Source organism: Spirosoma pollinicola (assembly GCF_002831565.1).
Lineage (GTDB): Bacteria > Bacteroidota > Bacteroidia > Cytophagales > Spirosomataceae > Spirosoma > Spirosoma pollinicola.
This window is the reverse complement of sequence record NZ_CP025096.1, coordinates 3,706,069-3,726,265: the sequence shown is the minus strand read 5'-3', so window position 1 is coordinate 3,726,265 and position 20,197 is coordinate 3,706,069. Positions and strand designations below refer to the sequence as shown.

Here is a 20,197-nt window from a genome sequence, read left to right as displayed (position 1 = left end):
TCCGTTCCGGAACTCATAGGATTATTTTTCACTTCACCCTCTGAGGTACTAACCTCAATACCACCATTCGATACATACACTATGAGACGGACACATTTACTGGTGCCTTTACTTTTCTATTGCCTCTTCCAAACAGCTTACGCGCAACAAACACCTCCCGACAAGACATTCAAAATAGGCAAACAACGGGGTAGTTTTTACTTCACCTGGGGCTACAACCGCGAATGGTACACGAAAAGCACCATTCATTTTCGGAATACAACTACCGATAATTACGACTTCACCTTTATCAATGCCAAAGCGCACGACCGGCCCGATCTGACCGATTTCTACAAAATCACCAACCTGACCGTTCCGCAGTATGACATGAACCTGGGGTATTTTTTTGATGATAAACACGATCTTGGTATCGAACTAAGCTGGGATCACCTCAAGTATATCGTTACAGATAATCAGGTCATGCATGTGCAGGGCCAAATCAGGGGGCACCAAATTGATAAGGATACGCTGGTGACGCCGGATTTTGTCCACTTGCAACACACGAACGGAAACAATTACCTGATGATCAACCTGGTAAAGCGGCAAAAACTCTGGTCGTCGAAACACCTTCAATTAAGTGCGCTCGGGAAGGTAGGTGGTGGCCCCTTGATTTCGTACACCATCTCAACGGTATTGGGCAACGGTCAGGAGGGGCCTTTCCATTATCATGGCGTTGTAGCTGCGGTAAGTGCGGGCTTAAAGCTCGATATTTTCCGGTACTTTTTTATACAAACCGACCTCCAGGGAGCCTGGGCCGACTATACCAATACGCGGCTCGGTGCCGATCAGCAAGGCTTAGCCACCCATCATTTCTACTCCATGCAATACAAATACCTCTTTGGCTTTAATGTCCCGATTGGTAAGCTGTAATGTATGGAACGCGGATTTTTATGGTTTTTATGATGGGTTATGATTTATTTTTTCGCCTTGAAAGATCATAATGCATCATAAAAACCATAAAAATCCGTGTTCATTACTATCATTCTGCCTCACTCTGGGCCATAATCTCCTGCCCTACTTTATCGTCTTTTCGGATAAATGGTCGAATGATAATGCGCGTGCCCCGTTCGTAGGTAAACAATCGGTACACCCAGTTACTGAAGACAACTAACTTGCTGCGGAATCCGACCAGATACCAGATGTGGACAAACAGCCAAGACATCCAGGCAATAAAGCCACCCAGATGAATATTCCCCGGTAAATCGGCTACAGCGCGACTACGGCCTACAATGGCTAATGATCCCTTGTCAAAGTACTTAAAGGGTTCGGTCGGTTCGTTTTTCAACAGCCGACGTATGTTTTTTGCTAAATGCACGCCCTGTTGAATGGCAGGCTGCGCTACACCAGGATGCCCTTTGGGGAAGTCATCCAGCTTCATGAAGGCAATATCACCAATGGCAAATACATTGTTCAAACCCTGAACGCGGTTGATTGGATCGACCAGAATCCTACCTCGCTCCGTTGATTCGGCTGGAATACCGTCAATCATTGCACCGGTTACACCCGCACCCCAAACCAACGTTTGAGTTCGTATCTGTTCGCCCCCTTTAAACGTAACCGTTTCGCCGTCGTAATTTTCAACCAGCGTATTCAGCTTAATGATAACACCCAGATCTTCGAGGTATCGCTGCGCTTTCTTCCCGGCTTCGTCAGACATGGGTGGTAATACCTTACCTAATCCCTCAACGACATAAATGCACATCTGGCTGAAATCCAGACCCGGATAATCGCTTGGTAACACGTGTTTCCGCATTTCGGCTAGCGAACCAGCCATTTCTACCCCCGTCGGGCCAGCTCCTGCAATGACAAACGTAAGCAGACTCTTGCGTTCGGCGGGATCGGTTGTGACACTGGCCTGTTCAAAACATTGCAAAAACTGACTTCTTACGTTCAAGGCTTCGGGAATCGTTTTCAGCGGAAACGAATATTTTTGAATATCCTTATTGCCAAAGAAATTCGACTTCGACCCGCTGGCAATGACCAGATAATCGTAATGCAAATCGCCGATTAGGGTCGTTACGGTTTTGGCGGTGGGGTCTATTTTATTGACCCGTACCATCCGATAATGAAAGTCGTCGAACCCGTCGAACATTTTGCGAAACGGCTCGGCAATAGCATCTGGCTCCAGCCCGGCGGTGGCTACCTGATAAAGTAATGGCCAGAAGCCATTATAATTCTGCTTATCGAAAAGCACTATCTGCACATCGGTATTTCGCAGACTCTTGGCCAGGTTCATTCCGCCAAATCCGCCACCGATAATGACGACGCGAGGCTTGTTCGTATCAGGTATATTGAGCGAAAGTTTATCGAATTGAAGCATATATATCAGACGTTAAGCACAGTGAACGTTAACGACTATAGTACCTTATAGTCAGGCGTTTTGTTCGAATTCATAACTGAAATTGAGCAATGGACGGCAGCACTTCATCGTTTTGTTATAGTATTCCCAAGGAATGTTACCAGAGCGTCCAATACTTTTTATCTTGTCCATTCCTTACAGCCTCAACGCGCTCTCTTTAGCTATACTTACTCTACCTATGCGAATACGATTACTGGTTTTATTGTTTTTATCTACCACAGTCTTATGGGCACAAAACCCGCCCCCTCGCTTCACAGTGAGCGGCTACGTACGAGAAGCGGTGAGTCAGGAAGCCCTCATTGGCGTAAATGTGTACCTCCCCGGTACCACTACGGGTACGACCACCAACACCTATGGATTTTATTCACTAACCCTACCAGCACAGGATAGCCTGCGGCTGGCTTATTCGTTTGTGGGCTATGATGCCATAGCACGTACCATTGGGCTACGCACGAATCAAACGCTGAATGTATTGCTGACGCCCGGCCAGCGACTGGCCGAAGTCGATGTGACAGCGGGACGTCTAACCGAAAAAGTGAGCGAAAGTGCACAGATGAGTACGATTGATGTTCCGGTAAGCCAGATCAAAAAAATACCGGCTTTTCTGGGCGAGAAAGATGTGTTGAAAGTACTTCAACTTATGCCGGGCGTGCAGAAAGGCTCCGAAGGTCAAACGGGAATTTATGTTCGGGGCGGTGGTCCCGATCAAAATCTTATCATTCTGGATGATGCCGTTGTCTATAATGCCAGTCACTTATTTGGCTTTTTCTCGGTCTTTAATGGCGATGCCATCAAAAGCGTCGAGTTAATAAAAGGTGGCTTCCCGGCGCGGTATGGCGGGCGGCTATCGTCGGTTATTGACCTGAATATGAAGGATGGCAACCGGGAGAAACTGCATGGAGAAGGCGGAATTGGCTTAATCGCTTCCCGATTAACGCTTGAAGGGCCACTGACGAAGAACAAAAAGCCGGGCCAGCCTTCTGGGTCGTTTCTGATATCTGGCCGCCGAACATACCTCGATATCGTTGCGGCACCGCTCATTAATGCACAGACCAAAGGGCAGATGCAGGCTGGTTATTATTTCTATGACCTGAACGCCAAGGCGAACTACGATTTTAGCCCAACAAACAAAGTCTATCTGAGCGGCTATTTTGGCCGCGACAAGTTCTATGCACACGACAATAGCCAGAATAACGACATTGGGCTAGGTTGGGGCAATGCCACTGGCACGCTCCGCTGGAATCACCTGTTTAATCAGAAGCTGTTTGCCAACTTATCATTGATTTTCAGCGATTATAAATTCCAGATCTCAGCGGTTGAAAAAAGTACACTCGCTACAGACACCTATTCACTCCAGTACAATTCCGGTATTCGGGATTTTTCGCTCAAATACGATGTCGATTACTATCCAACCCCGCAACACTCGGTGAAAGTGGGGCTTCAGAGTACATACCATCGGTTTACACCCAGTGCGGTAGTGCTTCAAAATGCCGGTATTAATCAGGCCATTAACAATATTAACACGATTGATGTACTTGAGTCAGGTATTTATGCAGAAGATACCTGGCGGCCGTCCAGCCGCTGGCGCATAAATGGTGGACTGCGCCTAAGTTATTTTCACCAGACGAATGCAACGTATATCAAACCCGAACCCCGGCTCTCGGGAGCGTTTACACTTAAACCCGATTTGTCGATCAAGGCGTCGTATGCCCTCATGAACCAGTACGTTCACTTGCTGTCAAATACGGGCATCGGTCTGCCTACTGATTTGTGGGTTCCCAGTACCGACCGTGTTAAGCCACAACAATCACAGCAGGTTGCTTTGGGTATTGCCAAAGACTTTACGACCGGTAGTGAGTTCGTCAGGGGGTTGACGCTAACGGTTGAGGGCTATTATAAGTCAATGAGTAACATCATCAATTATAAGGAAGGAGCCAGTTTTTTACTTATCAATGATCCAACATCGGCCAACAGCTTACGGTGGGAAGATAATGTAACAGCAGGACGGGGCTGGTCTTATGGCGTGGAGATTTTGTTACAGAAAAAAGCAGGGCGATTTTCTGGGTGGGCAGGTTATACCCTCTCCTGGACTCAGTGGCAATTTGCCGAACTGAACGGTGGCCAGCCCTATTACCCACGCTACGACCGCAGGCACGACATTTCGTTGGTAGGCATTTATGACTTAAGTAAGAAAATAACATTGTCGGCAGTGTGGGTGTACGGAACGGGTAACGCTCTGACCGTTCCAGTGGGACGTTTTGATAGCTATCGCGCTGGCAATGCGCTGGTATATGGTGGCTCGCCCGGTATCGTTCAATCTTTTTTCAGCCCCGGACGTACCGTTGATGATTATGGAACCCAGAAAAATAGTTTTCGGGCGGAGCCGTATCATCGCTTCGACTTGGGCGTTCAGTTTCACAAGAAGATGAAACACCATGAACGAACCTGGGAATTCAGTGTTTACAATCTCTACGACCGCCGGAACCCGTTTTTCTACCGACTTGAATCGGTTCCTGCTACGGCTACCGAGCCCACTCGAACAGCTCTGTTCCGCTATTCTGTATTCCCTGTTGTACCAGCCGTTAGCTATAACTTCAAATTCTGATGCGTTTATCAAGACGAATTTATCGCGCCATCCTGCTACTTATTAGTTGCTTCACGGGAATTATACTGCTTCAGGAGTGTACCGGCCTGCGAAATGAAGTTGATCCAGGGCAATTAGGGTTGGAGTCCTCCAAACTGGTGGTCAGTGGTTTTCTTTGTCCGCAAGATACCGTATTGACGGTCAAAGTTACGCGCTCCAATACCGTAGTGGGTGATAGTATCAGTTTGTTACAGACAGGCAATAACGTCACCGACGCTATCGTCACCCTATCGGAAGGCGACCGTTCGGTTGTATTAACGTATAACAACACAACACCCCGCAATGACACCATTCTCCCCTATTATAGCATCAGTGCCAAGCAACTCCCTGTTATAGCAGGTCGAACCTATACCCTGACTGTCAAAACAGCCAATGGCCAACTGGCAACCAGTACCTGCACTATTCCACAAGCCGTTGACCCAACAGTGATTAAATTTGATTCATTGGCCGAAACACAAAATCGCAGGTTAAACGGACGCTATTATATACGAGTAAGTTGGCAAGACCCTGTCGGTCAAGAGAACGCTTATCAGGTTGCCGGTATTTTTCGGTACACAACAACGGTAAATATTCGGGAAGAAAATTACAACAGTCTTTCGTTCGACGATGACAACCGGGGATTGTTTACTGATGTAGGGCTCGACGGCACCGTTATCCCTTCGGGCAGGGCTTTTATAAATGCTAACTCATCAGCCATTAATGAGCAAACTGGTTTTTATAATCAATACAATACGGCCGCTATAACAGTGAACCTGCTCAGTATTGAGCAATCGTACTACCGCTATCAGGAGGCTATCATCCGGCAACGTCGATCACGTAATAATCCATTCGCCGAACCTGTCCTGATTCCAAGCAATATTGCTGGTGGACTTGGGTGTTTTGCCGGTTATAACAACGCGACGTTAACGCTGAAATTGAAGTAAAGAAAGTGTAGTTAGTTTTTAGTTAATTAGTGAAATGGGTGGAGTGAGTGAAGTAAGTGAAGCATTACAACGCCACTTACTTCACTCACTTCACCCATTTCATTAATTAACTAAAAACTAACTATACGCTTTGCGTTGTGCTATGGATGATCTCGGTTTGCTTCCGAATCGACTCCATGTGGATAATCTTGTAGATTTCTTCCACTAGTTCTGGATACAGATTCAGTTTTTTACCGAGGTCGGTACGTGTTTGCAGAATTTCTTTCCAACGATCAGGCTGGAACAGCGTTACGTTGTTATCACGCTTGTATTCAGCCAGACGCTCAACAAGGGCCATACGAGCACCAAGCATCTCAACGATCTGCCGGTCAACATTGTCGATGTTACGACGTGATTGCTCAACAAAGCTCTGAAATTCCAGATTTTGCGATTCAACCTGACGAATTTCCAAGTGATCGAGCATTTCGCCAAAAGCAGCAGGTGTCAACTGTTGTGCAGCGTCACTCCATGCTTTATCTGGATCAATGTGCGACTCAACAATCAGCCCATCGTAGTTAAGATCAAGTGCCATCTGAGCCAATTCGTTCAGATAAGCCCGTTTACCTGCCATGTGGCTGGGATCACCAATGATTGGCAGTTGAGGGAAGATCGACTTCAGCTCAATAGCCATCTGCCACATCGGGATGTTGCGGTACTTGCTGGCCTCACCCGTTGCAAAGCCACGGTGGATAGCGCCCAGTTTTTTAATACCGGCTCCAGCGATACGCTCGAAAGCACCAACCCAAAGGGCCAGATCTGGATTTACCGGATTTTTAACCAGTACAGGTACGTCAACACCACGCAGGGCATCAGCAATTTCCTGTACGTTGAATGGGTTTACTGTCGTGCGGGCACCAATCCATAGGATATCAACACCATATTTCAGAGCCAGTTCGATGTGCTGAGGTGTGGCAACCTCAACCGCAAACGGCAGACCCGTTTCGGCTTTGGCGCGCTGAATCCAGGGCAAGGCTGCTTCGCCCATACCCTCAAAACTACCCGGCCGGGTGCGGGGCTTCCAAACGCCCGCGCGTATGGCGTGAACCGCGCCCAGTGCCTTCAACTGGCGAGCGGTTTCAACTAACTGATCTTCGGTCTCGGCACTGCAAGGACCAGCAATGATCAGAGGCTTGCCGTTGGTATCAATCCACGATCCAAGCGGCTCTACGGCTAATTCTACTTTCATACTAAACGGGTAATCTAAGAGTAATAACCTATTACCCTACAGGGGAACTTTCAATTTAAATTTATGGTATATTTGTCAGGGAATTGGCTGTTTTTCAAGCCGGTTCCTTCATTTGTCTATAACCGTTTTTAGTTTGTCGAACCAAGCCGTGCCGGCACGTTAACTGATTGACCGAAATTTCGTTATATATTTCGGTCGTGTTAGCCGACACGCACTTAAGTTATGCTAGTAGCACCGCCCAAACGGAGCACTGATATGTCGAACCGAGGTAATCTAATGCCGGAGACTGTCCAGGGCCTTACAGACTTAAAGTCAACTATCCGCCCCCTCTCATTTGAGGACACTTCGATTGCTTTTTCGTCCCAGTCGGACTTTAAACTCCGAAAGACTTACTGGTTATTTGCGTTGATGAATAAGGGATGGTTGGTAAATTTAGGGACTTTTTTCATAAAGATTGCCCTACGTTTACGTCTCCCTATCAAATTCCTCATTAAAAGCACAATTTTCGGTCAATTTTGTGGAGGAGAGAGCATTCAGGACTCAGAAAAAACAATCCAACATCTACATGATGTTCATGTAGGTACCATTCTCGACTACTCTGTTGAGGGTGAGGAAACTGAAAAAAGTTTCGACGAAACAACCCTCGAAATTCTTCGTACGATCGAGCGGGCCAGTGAATCTGATGACATTCCTTTTTCTGTTTTTAAGGTAACTGGTATTGCCTCGACCGACCTGCTCGAAGCGATTCAAATTGGCGATTCGCTGAACAAAGAGCAAAAAGCTGAATTTGACCGCGTTATGAAGCGTGTCGATACCATTTGCCAGCGAGCCAACGAGCGAAACGTACGTGTTTTCATCGACGCCGAAGAAAGCTGGATTCAGGATACGATCGATACGCTGGCTTATGAGATGATGTACCGCTATAATCACGAGCGCCCCATTGTCTATAATACCTACCAGATGTACCGTTGGGAAAGCATGGCTCACCTTCGGCGCGATACAGCCGAAGCGCAGGCAAAAGGCTATTATCTGGGTGTGAAACTGGTGCGTGGTGCGTATCTGGAAAAAGAGCGACTTCGCGCCCACGAAGAGGAGTATCAGGACCCGATCCAGCCAACAAAAGAAGATACCGATCTGGCGTTTGACGAGGCCATCGACTTTTGTTTACAGAACCGCGAAACCATTTCCATTTGCCTAGGCACCCATAATGAAGCCAGTTGCCATTATTGTGTTCAGCTCATGAAGGAAATGAGTATTCAACCCAATGATGTGCATATTTACTTTGCCCAGTTGCTGGGTATGAGCGACAATATATCGTACAATCTGGCCAATGCCGGGTACAACGTGGCTAAATATGTGCCCTATGGCCCTGTTGAATCGGTTATGCCGTATCTGTTCCGCCGGGCCGAAGAGAACAAGTCAATTTCCGGGCAGAGCAGCCGCGAGTTCTCGCTGATTAGTAATGAATTGAAACGCCGTAAAGGCTGTTAATAACCGAGTACACATACACAGCAAGGCCCCGGTCGATTGGTCGGTACCTTGCTGTATTTTTTAATATGATTCAGAAAAGTCCCTATAAGTATTTTCTGCTGACGCTGTTCCTGATTGCACTTGATCAGGGCGTGAAGCTGGCTGTACATTTCTACATGGCACCCGGCTTTGCAGGCCAGGTTAAAGTTGCTGGTGATTGGCTCAAACTCCACTACGTGCTGAATCCAGGTATGGCGTTCGGAATGCAGTTAGGGCACGAATACGGTAAACTTTTACTGAGCATTTTTCGACTGTTTGCCATGGTCGGAATTGGCTATTATCTGGTAAGTCTGGCGCATAGAGGAGCGCCTAATGGCCTACTCTGGGCAATGGCGATGATATTGGCCGGTGCTGTCGGCAATGTAATTGACAGCACATTTTACGGCGTATTTCTTAACAATGCCCCCTATGGATCGCCTACACCCTGGTTTCATGGGCAGGTAATTGATATGATTTTTGTGGACGTTTGGGAAGGTTTTATTCCTGAATGGGTACCTGTTTGGGGCGGTCAGTACTATTCAACGCCTATTTTTAACATTGCCGATTCCTGCATCTTCGTTGGTGTGTGCATCATCCTGTTTTTTCAACGCCGCTTTTTTGGTGAGCCACCTATTGAAGACAGTCTTCTTCCCATTTCCGGCCCGGATGCGGTAGAGGCATCCGTATTACCTGCATCCGAGTTTCTTGATGAAGATGATGAACAGAAACCAATGAACAAAGAAACAGAAACATCATCAGATGATAGTCAACAGCCCACGCCTGAGTCGGTTATACCCGAAGAACCAAAGCGTTTAGACTAAAGGTTTGATCATGTTGCAAATGTTAGCCAGAGTTTGACTGATAGCATTAAAAAAGCCCGTATCTGATGCAGATACGGGCTTTTTTAATGCTATGAACTTCCCCAGTTTATCGGAGATACGTATACGTTACTTGCTTCCACCAGCCTGGCCACTCGACATCAGGTTGAAGAATTGATCAAGCTTTGGCGTAATGATGATTTCAGTACGGCGATTCTGTTGACGACCTACAGACGTTGTATTGTCGTCTTTAGGCGAAAATTCTGATCGGCCACCGGCTGTCATACGCTCAGGAGATACGCTGAACTTACTCTGCAATGTCCGAACAACCGAAGTAGCCCGTAAAGCACTCAAATCCCAGTTGTCTTTGATAGCGTTCGTTGCAATGGGGACAGCATCTGTGTGACCTTCTACCAGAATATCAAGCTCTTTATGGTCGTTTACAACTTTAGCTACTTTACCTAAAACGACTTCGGCAGCTGGTAAAACCTCATAGCTGCCCGATTTAAATAAAAGCTTGTCTGAAAGAGAGACATAAACAACACCTTTTTTCACTTCAACCTGTACATCCTGGTCATTAATATCGTCTAGTGACCGTTTCAGGCTCATCACGAGCGCCAGATTCAATGAATCTTTCCGCTGAATAGATGAGTTGAGGTTATTGGTATATTTTGTTTGCTCGTTCAACGTTTCGAGCGATTTTTTGATGCTTTCAGCACCTGATTTGCTCACAATCGACAAATCCGACATCCGGTCGAGGAGGTTAGTGTTCGTCTTTTTGAGGTAATCAATTTGCGATTGCAGATCACCCACTTGCTTGTCTTTGCCTTGTAAATCGGTGTCTTTGGCCGACAACTGCGAACGAAGTGTAGCTGTGCGCTGATCGCAGTCGTTCAGCGAAGCAACTGCCTTATCGCGTGCATCCTGTAAGGTTTTGATTTCGGCCAGGCGCTTCTTACTGTTACAGGAAGCTAGCATTGCTACGGCCGCAAAAAGAATCAATACTCGTTTCATACTACTGGAGGTATAAACAAAAAGTTAGGTTAAACGATAAATGCTGGGAATGAATGACGCTAATCGTTGATACAAAAGTAAATCATTCTGGCGAATCGACTTCACAGCTTTCTTCATGTAAAACAATTCTGTTTGATAATTTCCTCATCTACTTACTAATTTTTTTGAAAAACTTTAATTCTATCCATAAACCCCCATAAATGAAATCGGTAGTTTACCTGAACTCCATGCTTATTAACCAGAATCACTTCTATGATTTATGAACAAACTATTGATTACTGTTTTGATTGGCGCAGGCCTGACAGCGCAAGCTCAGTCGGGCAAAGAACGCATGTATGTTGGCACATACTCTCTCCGGGGAAGTGAAGGTATATATGTGTTCGAATTTGACCGAAAAGCTGGTACCATGCAACCTATTCAGGCCGTTTCCAATGCAAAAAGTCCCTCTTTTCTGGCTTTTCATCCAAATGGCAATTACCTGTACTCTGTTAATGAAGGAGCCGACAAGCTTGGTGGTGTTAGTTCCTATGCCATTGATAAAGCGACTGGCAAGCTTCAATTTTTGAATGGACAATCATCACTCGGCGGGGGGCCCTGCCATATTAGTGTTGATCAAACTGGCAAAACGGCTTTCGTTTCCAACTATGGGGGGGGCAGTCTGGCGGTATTACCGATCAACGCCGATGGTAAATTAAGTGCTCCTACCGACAGCGTTCAAGATATTGGTACTGGACCAAATACACAACGGCAGGAAAGGGCTCATGTACACTCGGCCACGCTCGCGCCCGACAACCGCTTTGTTTATGTAGCTGATTTGACAACCGATAAGCTAAATATTTTTGATGTTGACGCAAAGGCAAGTAAGATAAAACCAGCCACAACACCTTACGCAACTGTTAAACCCGGATCAGGGCCGCGTCATTTTACGTTTCACCCTAATGGAAAATACGCCTATCTGGTCGAAGAACTGACCTCAACGGTTGCTGTCTTTTCCCGTGATGCCAAAACGGGCGCATTAACGTTGCTAGAGGACAACGTCAAAACGTTACCTGCCGACTTTACGGGCCAGAATACCAGTGCTGATATTCATATTGACCCATCGGGCAAGTTTTTGTATCAGTCGAATCGGGGGGCTAACACACTCGCCATCTTTGCTATTGGTACAGATGGAAAGCTGACGAAAGTGGGCGATCAGCCTACCGAGGGTAAAACACCCCGTAATTTCCTGATTGACCCTAAAGGTGAATTCATTTTTGTCGCCCATCAGGATTCAGACAATATTACTATTTTCCGACGCGATCAGAAAACGGGTAAGCTGACCTATACAGGCCAATCAGTGAAGGTTCCTGCTCCGGTATGCATCCTGATGACGGCTAGATAGTATTTTTGTCCTAACGAATAACACCTTAATTTGCCCCCGCTTATCAAACACGGCGCTTCAACCCGTCGAAAACCCCTATACTCAATGAAGTACTGCATGGCTTTCTGCCTGATCATGGCAGCCTTTGCCTTCACGGCTCCAACAAAAACAATCAAGCTGTTCAACGGCAAGGACTTGAGCGGCTGGAAAATTTACGGTACCGAAAAATGGTATGTCGAAAACGGCGAACTCATCTGCGAAAGTGGTCCGGATAAACAATATGGCTATCTGGCAACGGAGAAACACTACAAGAATTTCGACCTGACGCTGGAGTTCAAAGAGGAAGCCAACGGCAACAGCGGTGTATTTTTCCGGTCGACGGTAGAGGGCACTAAAGTAAACGGCTGGCAGGTGGAAGTTGCGCCACCAAATCATGATACAGGTGGTATTTATGAATCATACGGACGTGGCTGGTTGATTCAGATTCCCGACGAGAAAGAAACCATCCTGAAACCAACCGACTGGAATAAGCTCCGCATCCGGGTTGAAGGCGACCATGTACAAACGTTCCTGAACGGTACTCAGATGGTTGACCTGACCGACGAAAAAATTGGCAAAGGCGAAGGCTCCGTAGCCCTGCAAATCCACGACGGTGGCGGCATTAAAGTTCGCTGGAAGAATTTCAAATTGCAGGAGTTGTAACTGTAGCGTGGACCTCTGGTCCTCAAAGCTATACGGTTAATATAGAGCAACCATGTAACTTTGCGGACCAGAGGGCCACATTACAAATCAACATACGACATCGTATGTACGTCGTCGGCTTTGGTATTGACGAACTTCTTTTCGGGCTTGTCGTAGTCAGTGATAAACAACCGGTTCCCTTTTAGTAAGACTTCGGCGGGTTGGTCGATTCGGCCATCTTTACCATCGGTATCGCCATTCTGAACAACTGTGGCCACTTTCCCATCAGGCGCAACACGCATAATTGAATTCATGCGGGAATTACAGAGGTAAATCATATCTGTTTTTCGATCAACGATTAGACCATCAACGCAGAGAATCGGCTCGCTTACCTTCACTACTTCTTTAGAAGCCAGTGAACCATCAGGCTTAAGCGTCATTTTGTAGAGCGTTCCATCGCCGAATGAGCCGGTATAGAAATTCCCCTTGCTGTCGTAATCCAGCCCATCCGCTCCATTGTCTACCCCCGTTTCGTTTACTGTTGTTGTAAACGTCGTCAGTATGTGCGAATCCATCGTTTTCGGTTTCAAAGCCACCACACCTTTGTTTAGCTCATCGAGCGTAAAATGAAAAACAGCGCTGCCTTTGTCGTTGTCAGGCATATCCCATTGGCTGTCAGTAACGTAAACAGTGTTGCCCTTCCAGACAACAGCATTCGATAAGCCAAAGCCCGTTACAACCGGCTCCACGCTCTCAGCCTTACCGTTCTTCATCCGAATCCTCATGAGTCGGGATTTGTAATTTTTGTCGTTTTCGTACTGGTTATCAGCATAGTACAAACTACCATCGGGACCAAACGCCAGGTCCATTGGGCAGGCATGCTTGGTATCGGGGTGTACAGGTAGGCTGGTAAAAAACTGCACTGAATCAGCGGCAAATTTCACGATAACGCCGGGGTAGCTATTATCCGCCAGATTGGGGATAGACAAATAAACAGATCCATCGGGAGCCAGCGCCATACCATCGGGCGTATTGTATTTGGCAGGCAGCGTGTACAATAGCTTAGGGTCGCCAACGGTCGAAACGTTTTCTTTAGCACTGTCCAGATTGCCCGTATCGACACCCTTTGCATTTTCTTTCTTCTGACAGCCTGCGGCTAACCCTAGTCCGAGTAGAACCGGAATAATAAACTGCTTCATAGTTTTATGTAGAGTAAATAAACGTATTCCGACATAAACTGAGTGTTCCTGTAAAAGTTGGAATCATTTGGTATAAAGCCCATAACTAAAGAAAAGCCGTGCTCATATCTCTGGCTGTTTATCGCTTAAAAAACCAACAACTTATGAAAATACGTTTGCTGTTAATCTGTACGAGTTGCCTGATCGTTACGGCTGCTGCGGCCCAATCGTCCGTAAAATCGGGAAAATGGCAATCCTTGTTTAACGGAAAAAACCTCACTGGCTGGGAGACGTATCTTGATAAGCCGTATGCTAAAGACGGCGAGAATGAAAAGGCCCTGCCAATTGGCCTCAACAACGACCCAAACCATGTTTTTTCGGTTGTTACAGTCGATGGAAAACCAGCCTTACGCATTTCGGGCGAAACCTTCGGCGGCATCAACACGCTGGCAGACTACGGCAACTATCACCTTCGTATGGAGTTCAAGTGGGGTAAAAAGAAGTGGCCCCCTAAACTGGACCGTCCCCGAGATAGTGGTTTGCTTTACCACAGTAATGGACCACACGGAACCCCCATGTTATGGATGGAATCGTTCGAATTACAGGTTCAGGAAGGCGACTGTGGAGATTATTGGGGCGTTATGAATGTGCTAACCGATATTACGGCCCGTAAGAATGAAAAGGACACTTACGTTTATGACCCTGGCGCCCCGCGGATTACCTTTCAGGATAAAACACCTGTTGGCCGGTCGTGCCTTAAAAACCCGGATTCCGAAAAACCATCGGGCGAGTGGAACGTTCTTGAACTGTACTGTTTCAGCGACACGTGTCTGCATGTCATGAATGGCAAGGTGAATTTGGTACTCACCAAAACGCGCCACATAGTTAATGGCAAAGAGGAACCCCTCACGAGAGGTAAAATTCAAATTCAGTCGGAGGGTGCCGAAGTGTTTTACCGCAACATTCAGATTCAATCCATCACGCAGTTGCCAGCGGCCTTACTCCCACAGTAGTATTAGACCAGTAAAATAGTATAGATTTAATTCTATTAGGCCATATTTAGTTTGGCATAGCGGTCATATGGACTTATTTTTAGCTTGATTAAACTGACTGGGCGGTTTCTTTTCCCATCCCTTTCCATTTAGTTAACTAACCAAAAGGGTTTATTGCACTATGCACTTCTCTACAACATCATTACTCTTTCGTTTTTTGCTGCTCACAGTTGTAGTTCCCTGTTCATTCGGGCAAGCACAACCAGCAGCTCCTACCCCTAAATTTGCCTTTGCCGAACCAAGTCTTTCGCCCAATGGCACCGAGGTAGCGTTTGTCTCGGGGGGCGATATCTGGACGGTCCCCAGCGCTGGTGGAGAAGCCCGGCTATTGGTTTCGCATCCTGACAATGAATCGCGCCCGCTGTATTCGCCGGATGGTAAGTACCTGGCCTTTGTTTCTTCGCGAACCGGCAATGGTGATGTCTATCTCCTGACTCTGGAAACTGGCGACATTAAACGACTTACTTACGACGATGGGGCTGAGGTGCTGAACGCCTGGTCGCGCGACAGAAAAATGATCTATTTTCAATCAACCAGCAAGGATATTGCCGGCATGAATGACATCTACCGGGTATCAGTCAATGGGGGTACGCCAATGGCTATTACCGCCGACCGCTACGCGAATGAATTTTACGGAGCCCCTGCACCCGATGGCAAAACACTGGCTTTTTCGGCACGGGGAATTGCCTCTAACCAATGGTGGCGAAAAGGCCATAGCCATCTTGACGAAACCGAAATCTGGTTATACCATTCAGATGCCAAAAAGCCCGGAACTGCTTACGAACGCATGACGGAAGGGGGTGCCAAGGAACTTTGGCCGATGTGGAGTCAGGACGGGAAAACCCTTTTTTACGTATCAGACCGCACACAGGCCCAAAATCTTTGGATGCAACCATTGGGTGGCAAACCGAGCCCGCTAACCAAATTTACTGACGGGCGGGTTTTGTGGCCATCCATTGGCTATGATGGCAAAGCCATTGTGTTTGAACGCGATTTTCAACTTTGGAAATATGACATTGCCAGTCAGCAAACTGCGCCCATCGCCATTCATCTTCGGGGAGTGGCAGCCAGCCCGGCTGTTGACCGATTGAAGTTGACAAACCAATTCCGTGAACTGAGCCTCTCGCCCGATGGCAAAAAAGTGGCCTTTGTTGCGCACGGTGAAGTCTTTGCCGCATCGGCCAAAGATGGTGGCGACGCTACCCGAATCAGCCACAGCGCAGCAAACGAATCGCAACCGGCCTGGACACCCAATAGCCGCAGCCTTGTATACACCTCAACGCGTGATGGCGTAGCTCACCTGTACCGCTACGACTTTGCCACCCGCGACGAAACCCGCCTGACGGATGGTTCACTGGATGATGGTTCGCCCGTGTTCTCACCCGATGGTAAATCGCTGGCTTACGTCCGAAACGGGCAGGAGCTGCGGGTGCTGGACATAACCACAAAGAAAGATCGGCTAGTAAAAAAAGCGTACCTCGGTCGCCCACCCTTTGGCTCCAACGGAGCCGTTGTCTGGTCGCCGGATGGGAAATGGATCGCGTTTGCGTCGTATGGTGCAAAAACCTTCCGGAATATATCCGTTATTCCAGCCGCTGGTGGCGACAGCAAACCCGTTAGTTTTCTGGCTAATACCTTTGGCGGCAATGTGACCTGGAGCCCCGATGGAAAATACATTCTGTTCAGCACAACGCAGCGCACCGAAACCGCCCAGATTGCCCGTATCGACCTGGTGCCCCGCTCGCCCAAGTTTCGCGAAGACCAATTCCGGGATCTGTTTAATGAAGAGGTACCAAAAACGCTGAAACCAGCCCCAACTACGCCCGCCCTTGCCAAAACAGCCGCTCGTGACACCAGCACGCGTGCGCTCGGCGATACGGCCAAACTAGATAAGGGCGGTGCTACGAAGATTGTTTTTGAGGATATTCGTCAACGGTTGAGCCTATTGCCGGTTGGGGTTGATGTAGATGCCCACTCGATTAGTAAAGACGGGAAAACATTGCTTCTGATCGCTACCGTAGCGGGTCAGCAGAATTTATACACCTATTCACTCGATGAACTGGGCCGCGATCAGAGTGTAGCGCGTCAACTGACTTCAACAGCAGGAAACAAGAACGGAGCGCAGTTTTCGCCCGATGGCAAAGAGATTTTTTACCTCGAACAGGGTAAAATTCAGTCTATTGCGCTGGACAAACGAGAACCTAAACCACTGGCGGTAACGGCCGAAATGGACGTTGATTTCGGCGACGAAAAGGTTCAGGTTTTTCGGCAAGCCTGGGATATTCAGAATAAAGGATTTTACGATTCCACCTTCCACGGTGTAGATTGGAAGGCTGTTCGGGCTTCCTACGAGCCTATGGCCGCTGGTGCCCGCACACCCGACGAATTGCGCCGACTGATTAGTCTGATGTTGGGTGAATTGAACGCGTCTCATTCGGGAATTTCGGGACCGGCAGGCTCGGTACAAACAACAACGGGGCGACTTGGCCTTCGCTTCGACCGGACCGAATACGAAAACAGCGGTCGGCTGAGAATTACCGAAGTCATTCCGTTGAGTCCGGCGGCTTTGTCGGGCACTATAAAAGCGGGAGATTATTTATTGGCCGTAGACGACACAAAAATTAGTGCTACCACGAACCTCGATCAATTACTTGAGAACCAGATTAATCGGCGTATTTCTTTGATGATCGCATCATCGCCGGCCGCTCCCCCGCAGGAAGTGACGGTGCGCCCGGTCAACTTGACAACCGAAAAAGGGTTGCTTTACAAACAATGGGTACAGCAGCAACGCCAGTATGTGGAGAAAGCAAGCGGTGGTCGGCTGGGCTACGTGCATATGTATGATATGTCGGCGGATGCCCTGGCACAGTTGAGCCTCGACCTGGATGCCGATAACCACGCCAAAGAAGGCGTTGTCGTCGATGTTCGGAACAACAACGGCGGTTTCGTCAATGCCTATGCGCTGGACGTGTTTACGCGCAAGGGATATCTCACCATGACGTCGCGTGGATTACCGGCAGCCCCCGCCCGAACGCAACTGGGCCAACGAGCACTGGAAACGCCCACCATTCTGGTAACCAATCAGCATTCTTTGTCTGACGCGGAAGATTTCACAGAGGGTTACCGGACGCTTAAACTGGGGAAGGTAGTTGGCGAGCCAACGGCGGGCTGGATCATTTTCACCTCGGCCGCTCAACTCATCGACGGATCGAACCTGCGGCTACCATTCTCCAAAATCACAGACAACACTGGCAAGAATATGGAATTAGCTCCCCGCCCGGTCGACATTGCCGTATCACGGCCTATTGGCGAGAGTTACACCGACAAAAATAGTCAGATGGACATAGCCGTAGCCGAATTGCTCAAGGAGTTGAACGAGGCTAAAGCTTCGAAAGTGAGCAGCGGAAAGGAGTGAAGTAGAGGAAGTTTAATGAATGTATCAGACAGCAGGATGCTGTCTGATACATTCATTAAACTTCCTCTACTTCACTCGATTAAACACAAACAGATCAGCAAAGGACCACTTGCCGTCTTTTTGATTTCCCCGCTGAATAGCCAGTTGGTCTTTGCCCCGCTTTTCGTAGATGATGCGAATAGAGCCGTCTTCTTTCTCAAACAAAGCCTTTTCTTTACCGGCTTCGATGAACTTGTAACGGTCCGATTTATCTTTCTCTTCCTGCCCCACCAGACCGGGTTTAAAATGCTTGACCAGTACGATAGGACCCTGTTCGGTCTGTTCGAATATCAACATTTCGTACATCGTGACTTTGTTACCGTTCATCATGCGCATAAACCCGGTGAGATTGTCGCCAACAGGAGCAATCCAGGAAGCTTCAATTGGTCCACCGTTGAAGGTGCCGAGCCAACGGCCTTCCATAAAAGCAACATCGGATAAACTACCGGTTTGGGCTTGACTCGTGAAGGATACAAGAAGAGCAAGGATAATAAATAGTCGATTCATGGGGCTAAAGAAAAGTAAATTTAAAAACAGGTGTTTGCAAATAGCCGCCCCGTATTACTGCGAGACGGCTTTTTGCAAAGGATTAAACCATGAATATTTACCGTAAATCCAGAAGACCAAACGCTTCTGAAGGTGGCACATTTAAGTTTAGAAACTCAAATTTTGGCCCCGCATTCAACGTTCGCAATGCCCCATAAATCTTTTGACTTTCGGTATCTGATGAAAGATAATAAGCTACATTGGCCTCCACATCTGCCTGTGCAAATAGCTTTGTATCATTTGGGATAATCATTCGATTTGCCAGATCCAGCTTACTTTTATGGCGAAATACAAGCCGGGCAAATTCGCCCGTTCGCTTAGCATGGCTAACATTGAAGGGAAGAATTTGTAAATTTTTTAATGGCAGTTCACTAATATCACCCCCAACGCAATACTCGGCGACAGAGATAGTGGAGATAAGCATTGTCATCTCTTCACGTAAAAAATGCCGAAAATACCCATCTGCATGGACGTATAAAGGGTCTTCGTCATTAAGAAAGCGAAGAAAAAAACTGGTATCCAGCAAAACAGATTTAGGCATCATAACCTCCCCTTAATTCACGCAGCCAAGTATCCGGCTTAATCGTTCCCAACCAGTTTTTCTTAGCTTTAGAGCGAAGCGATTGAAGATAAGCTTCGTCGTAATTCGGATGATAGTCGATTAATTCCACAAAGCGCACATCAGATCGGTCAAGCTCGCCCGTTTCTGTATGTTGCTTTCCAATGACGCGAACGCCGAAGGTTCGATAGAGAATGTTACCTTCGATATGCTCCAAAATAGAAATTGGCGTCTTAATGATAACCAGCCCGTAATCATCGGTTTGAATATGAATATTGGCCCTATCTTTTCCACCAGCGTTTGTGACCCGACCATAGAGGTAAAACTCTGCTTCGGCCCAAACAGCTTCTGTCCGATAAAATTTAGTCGTGCGGTCAATGCGAAGTTCGTTTGACGCTGGCTCCGACGTGCGGATGCTTAGTGTATACCCCCTCTGGACAGACATATCCTGAAACGCTTCAAACGCTTTGGCTGTGCCCGATTCCAGAAAGTCAATATCCTGTCGTTGGCTGATCAGCCCAATCAGGGCATTAAATCCGATTATATACTGGACAGCCGTTTTAAAAATATGCCGTACTGAGCCTCCCTGAATCTGGTAGCTGATAATTGGGCGCTCCTTCTTATCGGCCGGAAACAACAAACCCTCCACCTGTTCAAGCACCGCAATGACCTCCCGAACATCATATGTGTCGGGCGTCAGATCGAGGTTACCTTTGGCGCCAGTGATCCGTATTTCGATGAAACCTGTCTTGTCCACAGCGTAAAGCTAACAAAAAGGAAAATAGCGATCTATTGAACTTGTGTGGATCACTCCGATTTCCCACAACCAAAACAAC

General features: G+C 47.5%; 16 protein-coding genes. 9 read left to right on the top strand and 7 right to left on the bottom strand.

Translation table 11 applies throughout. The features are described 5' to 3' along the window. Positions 1-81 precede the first annotated feature (81 nt). Positions 82-909, top strand: a complete 828-nt coding sequence (locus CWM47_RS15565) for a hypothetical protein (RefSeq protein ID WP_240625915.1) — start codon at positions 82-84, stop codon at positions 907-909. A 109-nt stretch (positions 910-1,018) separates the two neighbouring features. Here the strand turns inward: CWM47_RS15565 and CWM47_RS15560 are convergent, their stop codons facing one another. Next, positions 1,019-2,359 carry an NAD(P)/FAD-dependent oxidoreductase gene (locus CWM47_RS15560; RefSeq protein WP_100989052.1) on the bottom strand — a complete coding sequence of 447 codons (1,341 nt, stop codon included), beginning with the start codon at positions 2,357-2,359 and terminating at the stop codon, positions 1,019-1,021. A 217-nt stretch (positions 2,360-2,576) separates the two neighbouring features. Between CWM47_RS15560 and CWM47_RS15555 the strand changes: the two genes are divergently transcribed. Continuing rightward, positions 2,577-5,003, top strand: coding sequence for a TonB-dependent receptor (locus CWM47_RS15555; protein ID WP_100989051.1), 2,427 nt, complete (start codon positions 2,577-2,579; stop codon positions 5,001-5,003). Beyond that, on the top strand, positions 5,003-5,965 hold the full coding sequence (locus tag CWM47_RS15550) for a DUF4249 domain-containing protein (protein ID WP_100989049.1): 963 nt from the start codon (positions 5,003-5,005) through the stop codon (positions 5,963-5,965). Before CWM47_RS15555 ends, CWM47_RS15550 begins: the two co-directional genes overlap by 1 nt. Before the next feature lie 121 nt (positions 5,966-6,086). Here the strand turns inward: CWM47_RS15550 and CWM47_RS15545 are convergent, their stop codons facing one another. Then, the gene (locus CWM47_RS15545) at positions 6,087-7,190 is read right to left on the bottom strand and encodes a chorismate mutase (protein ID WP_100989047.1); all 1,104 of its coding nucleotides are present in this window, start codon (positions 7,188-7,190) and stop codon (positions 6,087-6,089) included. Between the two features lie 276 nt (positions 7,191-7,466). Here CWM47_RS15545 and CWM47_RS15540 point away from each other — a divergent pair, with 276 nt between their 5' ends. Next, positions 7,467-8,681 (top strand): proline dehydrogenase family protein, encoded by a 1,215-nt coding sequence (locus tag CWM47_RS15540; protein WP_100993895.1) that lies wholly within the window; start codon positions 7,467-7,469, stop codon positions 8,679-8,681. A gap of 65 nt (positions 8,682-8,746) precedes the next feature. After that, the gene (locus tag CWM47_RS15535) at positions 8,747-9,520 is read left to right on the top strand and encodes a lipoprotein signal peptidase (protein ID WP_100989045.1); all 774 of its coding nucleotides are present in this window, start codon (positions 8,747-8,749) and stop codon (positions 9,518-9,520) included. Between the two features lie 126 nt (positions 9,521-9,646). Here CWM47_RS15535 and CWM47_RS15530 read toward each other — a convergent pair whose 3' ends face one another. Further along, a complete protein-coding gene (locus tag CWM47_RS15530) occupies positions 9,647-10,531 on the bottom strand; it encodes an OmpA/MotB family protein (protein WP_100989043.1) in 885 nt (294 codons plus the stop codon). 259 nt (positions 10,532-10,790) lie between these two features. Here CWM47_RS15530 and CWM47_RS15525 point away from each other — a divergent pair, with 259 nt between their 5' ends. Next, the gene (locus CWM47_RS15525) at positions 10,791-11,912 is read left to right on the top strand and encodes a lactonase family protein (protein ID WP_100989041.1); all 1,122 of its coding nucleotides are present in this window, start codon (positions 10,791-10,793) and stop codon (positions 11,910-11,912) included. Between the two features lie 84 nt (positions 11,913-11,996). Continuing rightward, positions 11,997-12,593, top strand: coding sequence for a 3-keto-disaccharide hydrolase (locus CWM47_RS15520; RefSeq protein WP_100989039.1), 597 nt, complete (start codon positions 11,997-11,999; stop codon positions 12,591-12,593). Between the two features lie 80 nt (positions 12,594-12,673). On the opposite strand, the gene CWM47_RS15515 is transcribed toward CWM47_RS15520, so the two are convergent. Beyond that, entirely contained in the window at positions 12,674-13,771 is a 1,098-nt protein-coding gene (locus tag CWM47_RS15515; RefSeq protein WP_100989037.1) for an SMP-30/gluconolactonase/LRE family protein, read from the bottom strand. A gap of 143 nt (positions 13,772-13,914) precedes the next feature. On the opposite strand from CWM47_RS15515, the gene CWM47_RS15510 reads away from it, so the two are divergent. Together CWM47_RS15510 and CWM47_RS15505 are read left to right on the top strand one after the other, a co-directional pair. After that, positions 13,915-14,763, top strand: a complete 849-nt coding sequence (locus CWM47_RS15510) for a 3-keto-disaccharide hydrolase (protein ID WP_100989034.1) — start codon at positions 13,915-13,917, stop codon at positions 14,761-14,763. A gap of 160 nt (positions 14,764-14,923) precedes the next feature. Next, a complete protein-coding gene (locus CWM47_RS15505) occupies positions 14,924-18,217 on the top strand; it encodes a S41 family peptidase (RefSeq protein WP_100989032.1) in 3,294 nt (1,097 codons plus the stop codon). A 66-nt stretch (positions 18,218-18,283) separates the two neighbouring features. Here the strand turns inward: CWM47_RS15505 and CWM47_RS15500 are convergent, their stop codons facing one another. The 3 genes from CWM47_RS15500 to CWM47_RS15490 all read right to left on the bottom strand — a co-directional run bounded on the left by CWM47_RS15500 (position 18,284) and on the right by CWM47_RS15490 (position 20,118). Next, entirely contained in the window at positions 18,284-18,763 is a 480-nt protein-coding gene (locus CWM47_RS15500) for a DUF6265 family protein (RefSeq protein WP_100989030.1), read from the bottom strand. A 97-nt stretch (positions 18,764-18,860) separates the two neighbouring features. Next, complete coding sequence (locus tag CWM47_RS15495; RefSeq protein ID WP_240625914.1) at positions 18,861-19,346, bottom strand: PIN domain-containing protein; 486 nt, start codon at positions 19,344-19,346, stop codon at positions 18,861-18,863. Beyond that, positions 19,336-20,118 carry a hypothetical protein gene (locus CWM47_RS15490; RefSeq protein ID WP_100989028.1) on the bottom strand — a complete coding sequence of 261 codons (783 nt, stop codon included), beginning with the start codon at positions 20,116-20,118 and terminating at the stop codon, positions 19,336-19,338. Before CWM47_RS15490 ends, CWM47_RS15495 begins: the two co-directional genes overlap by 11 nt. Positions 20,119-20,197 lie beyond the last annotated feature (79 nt).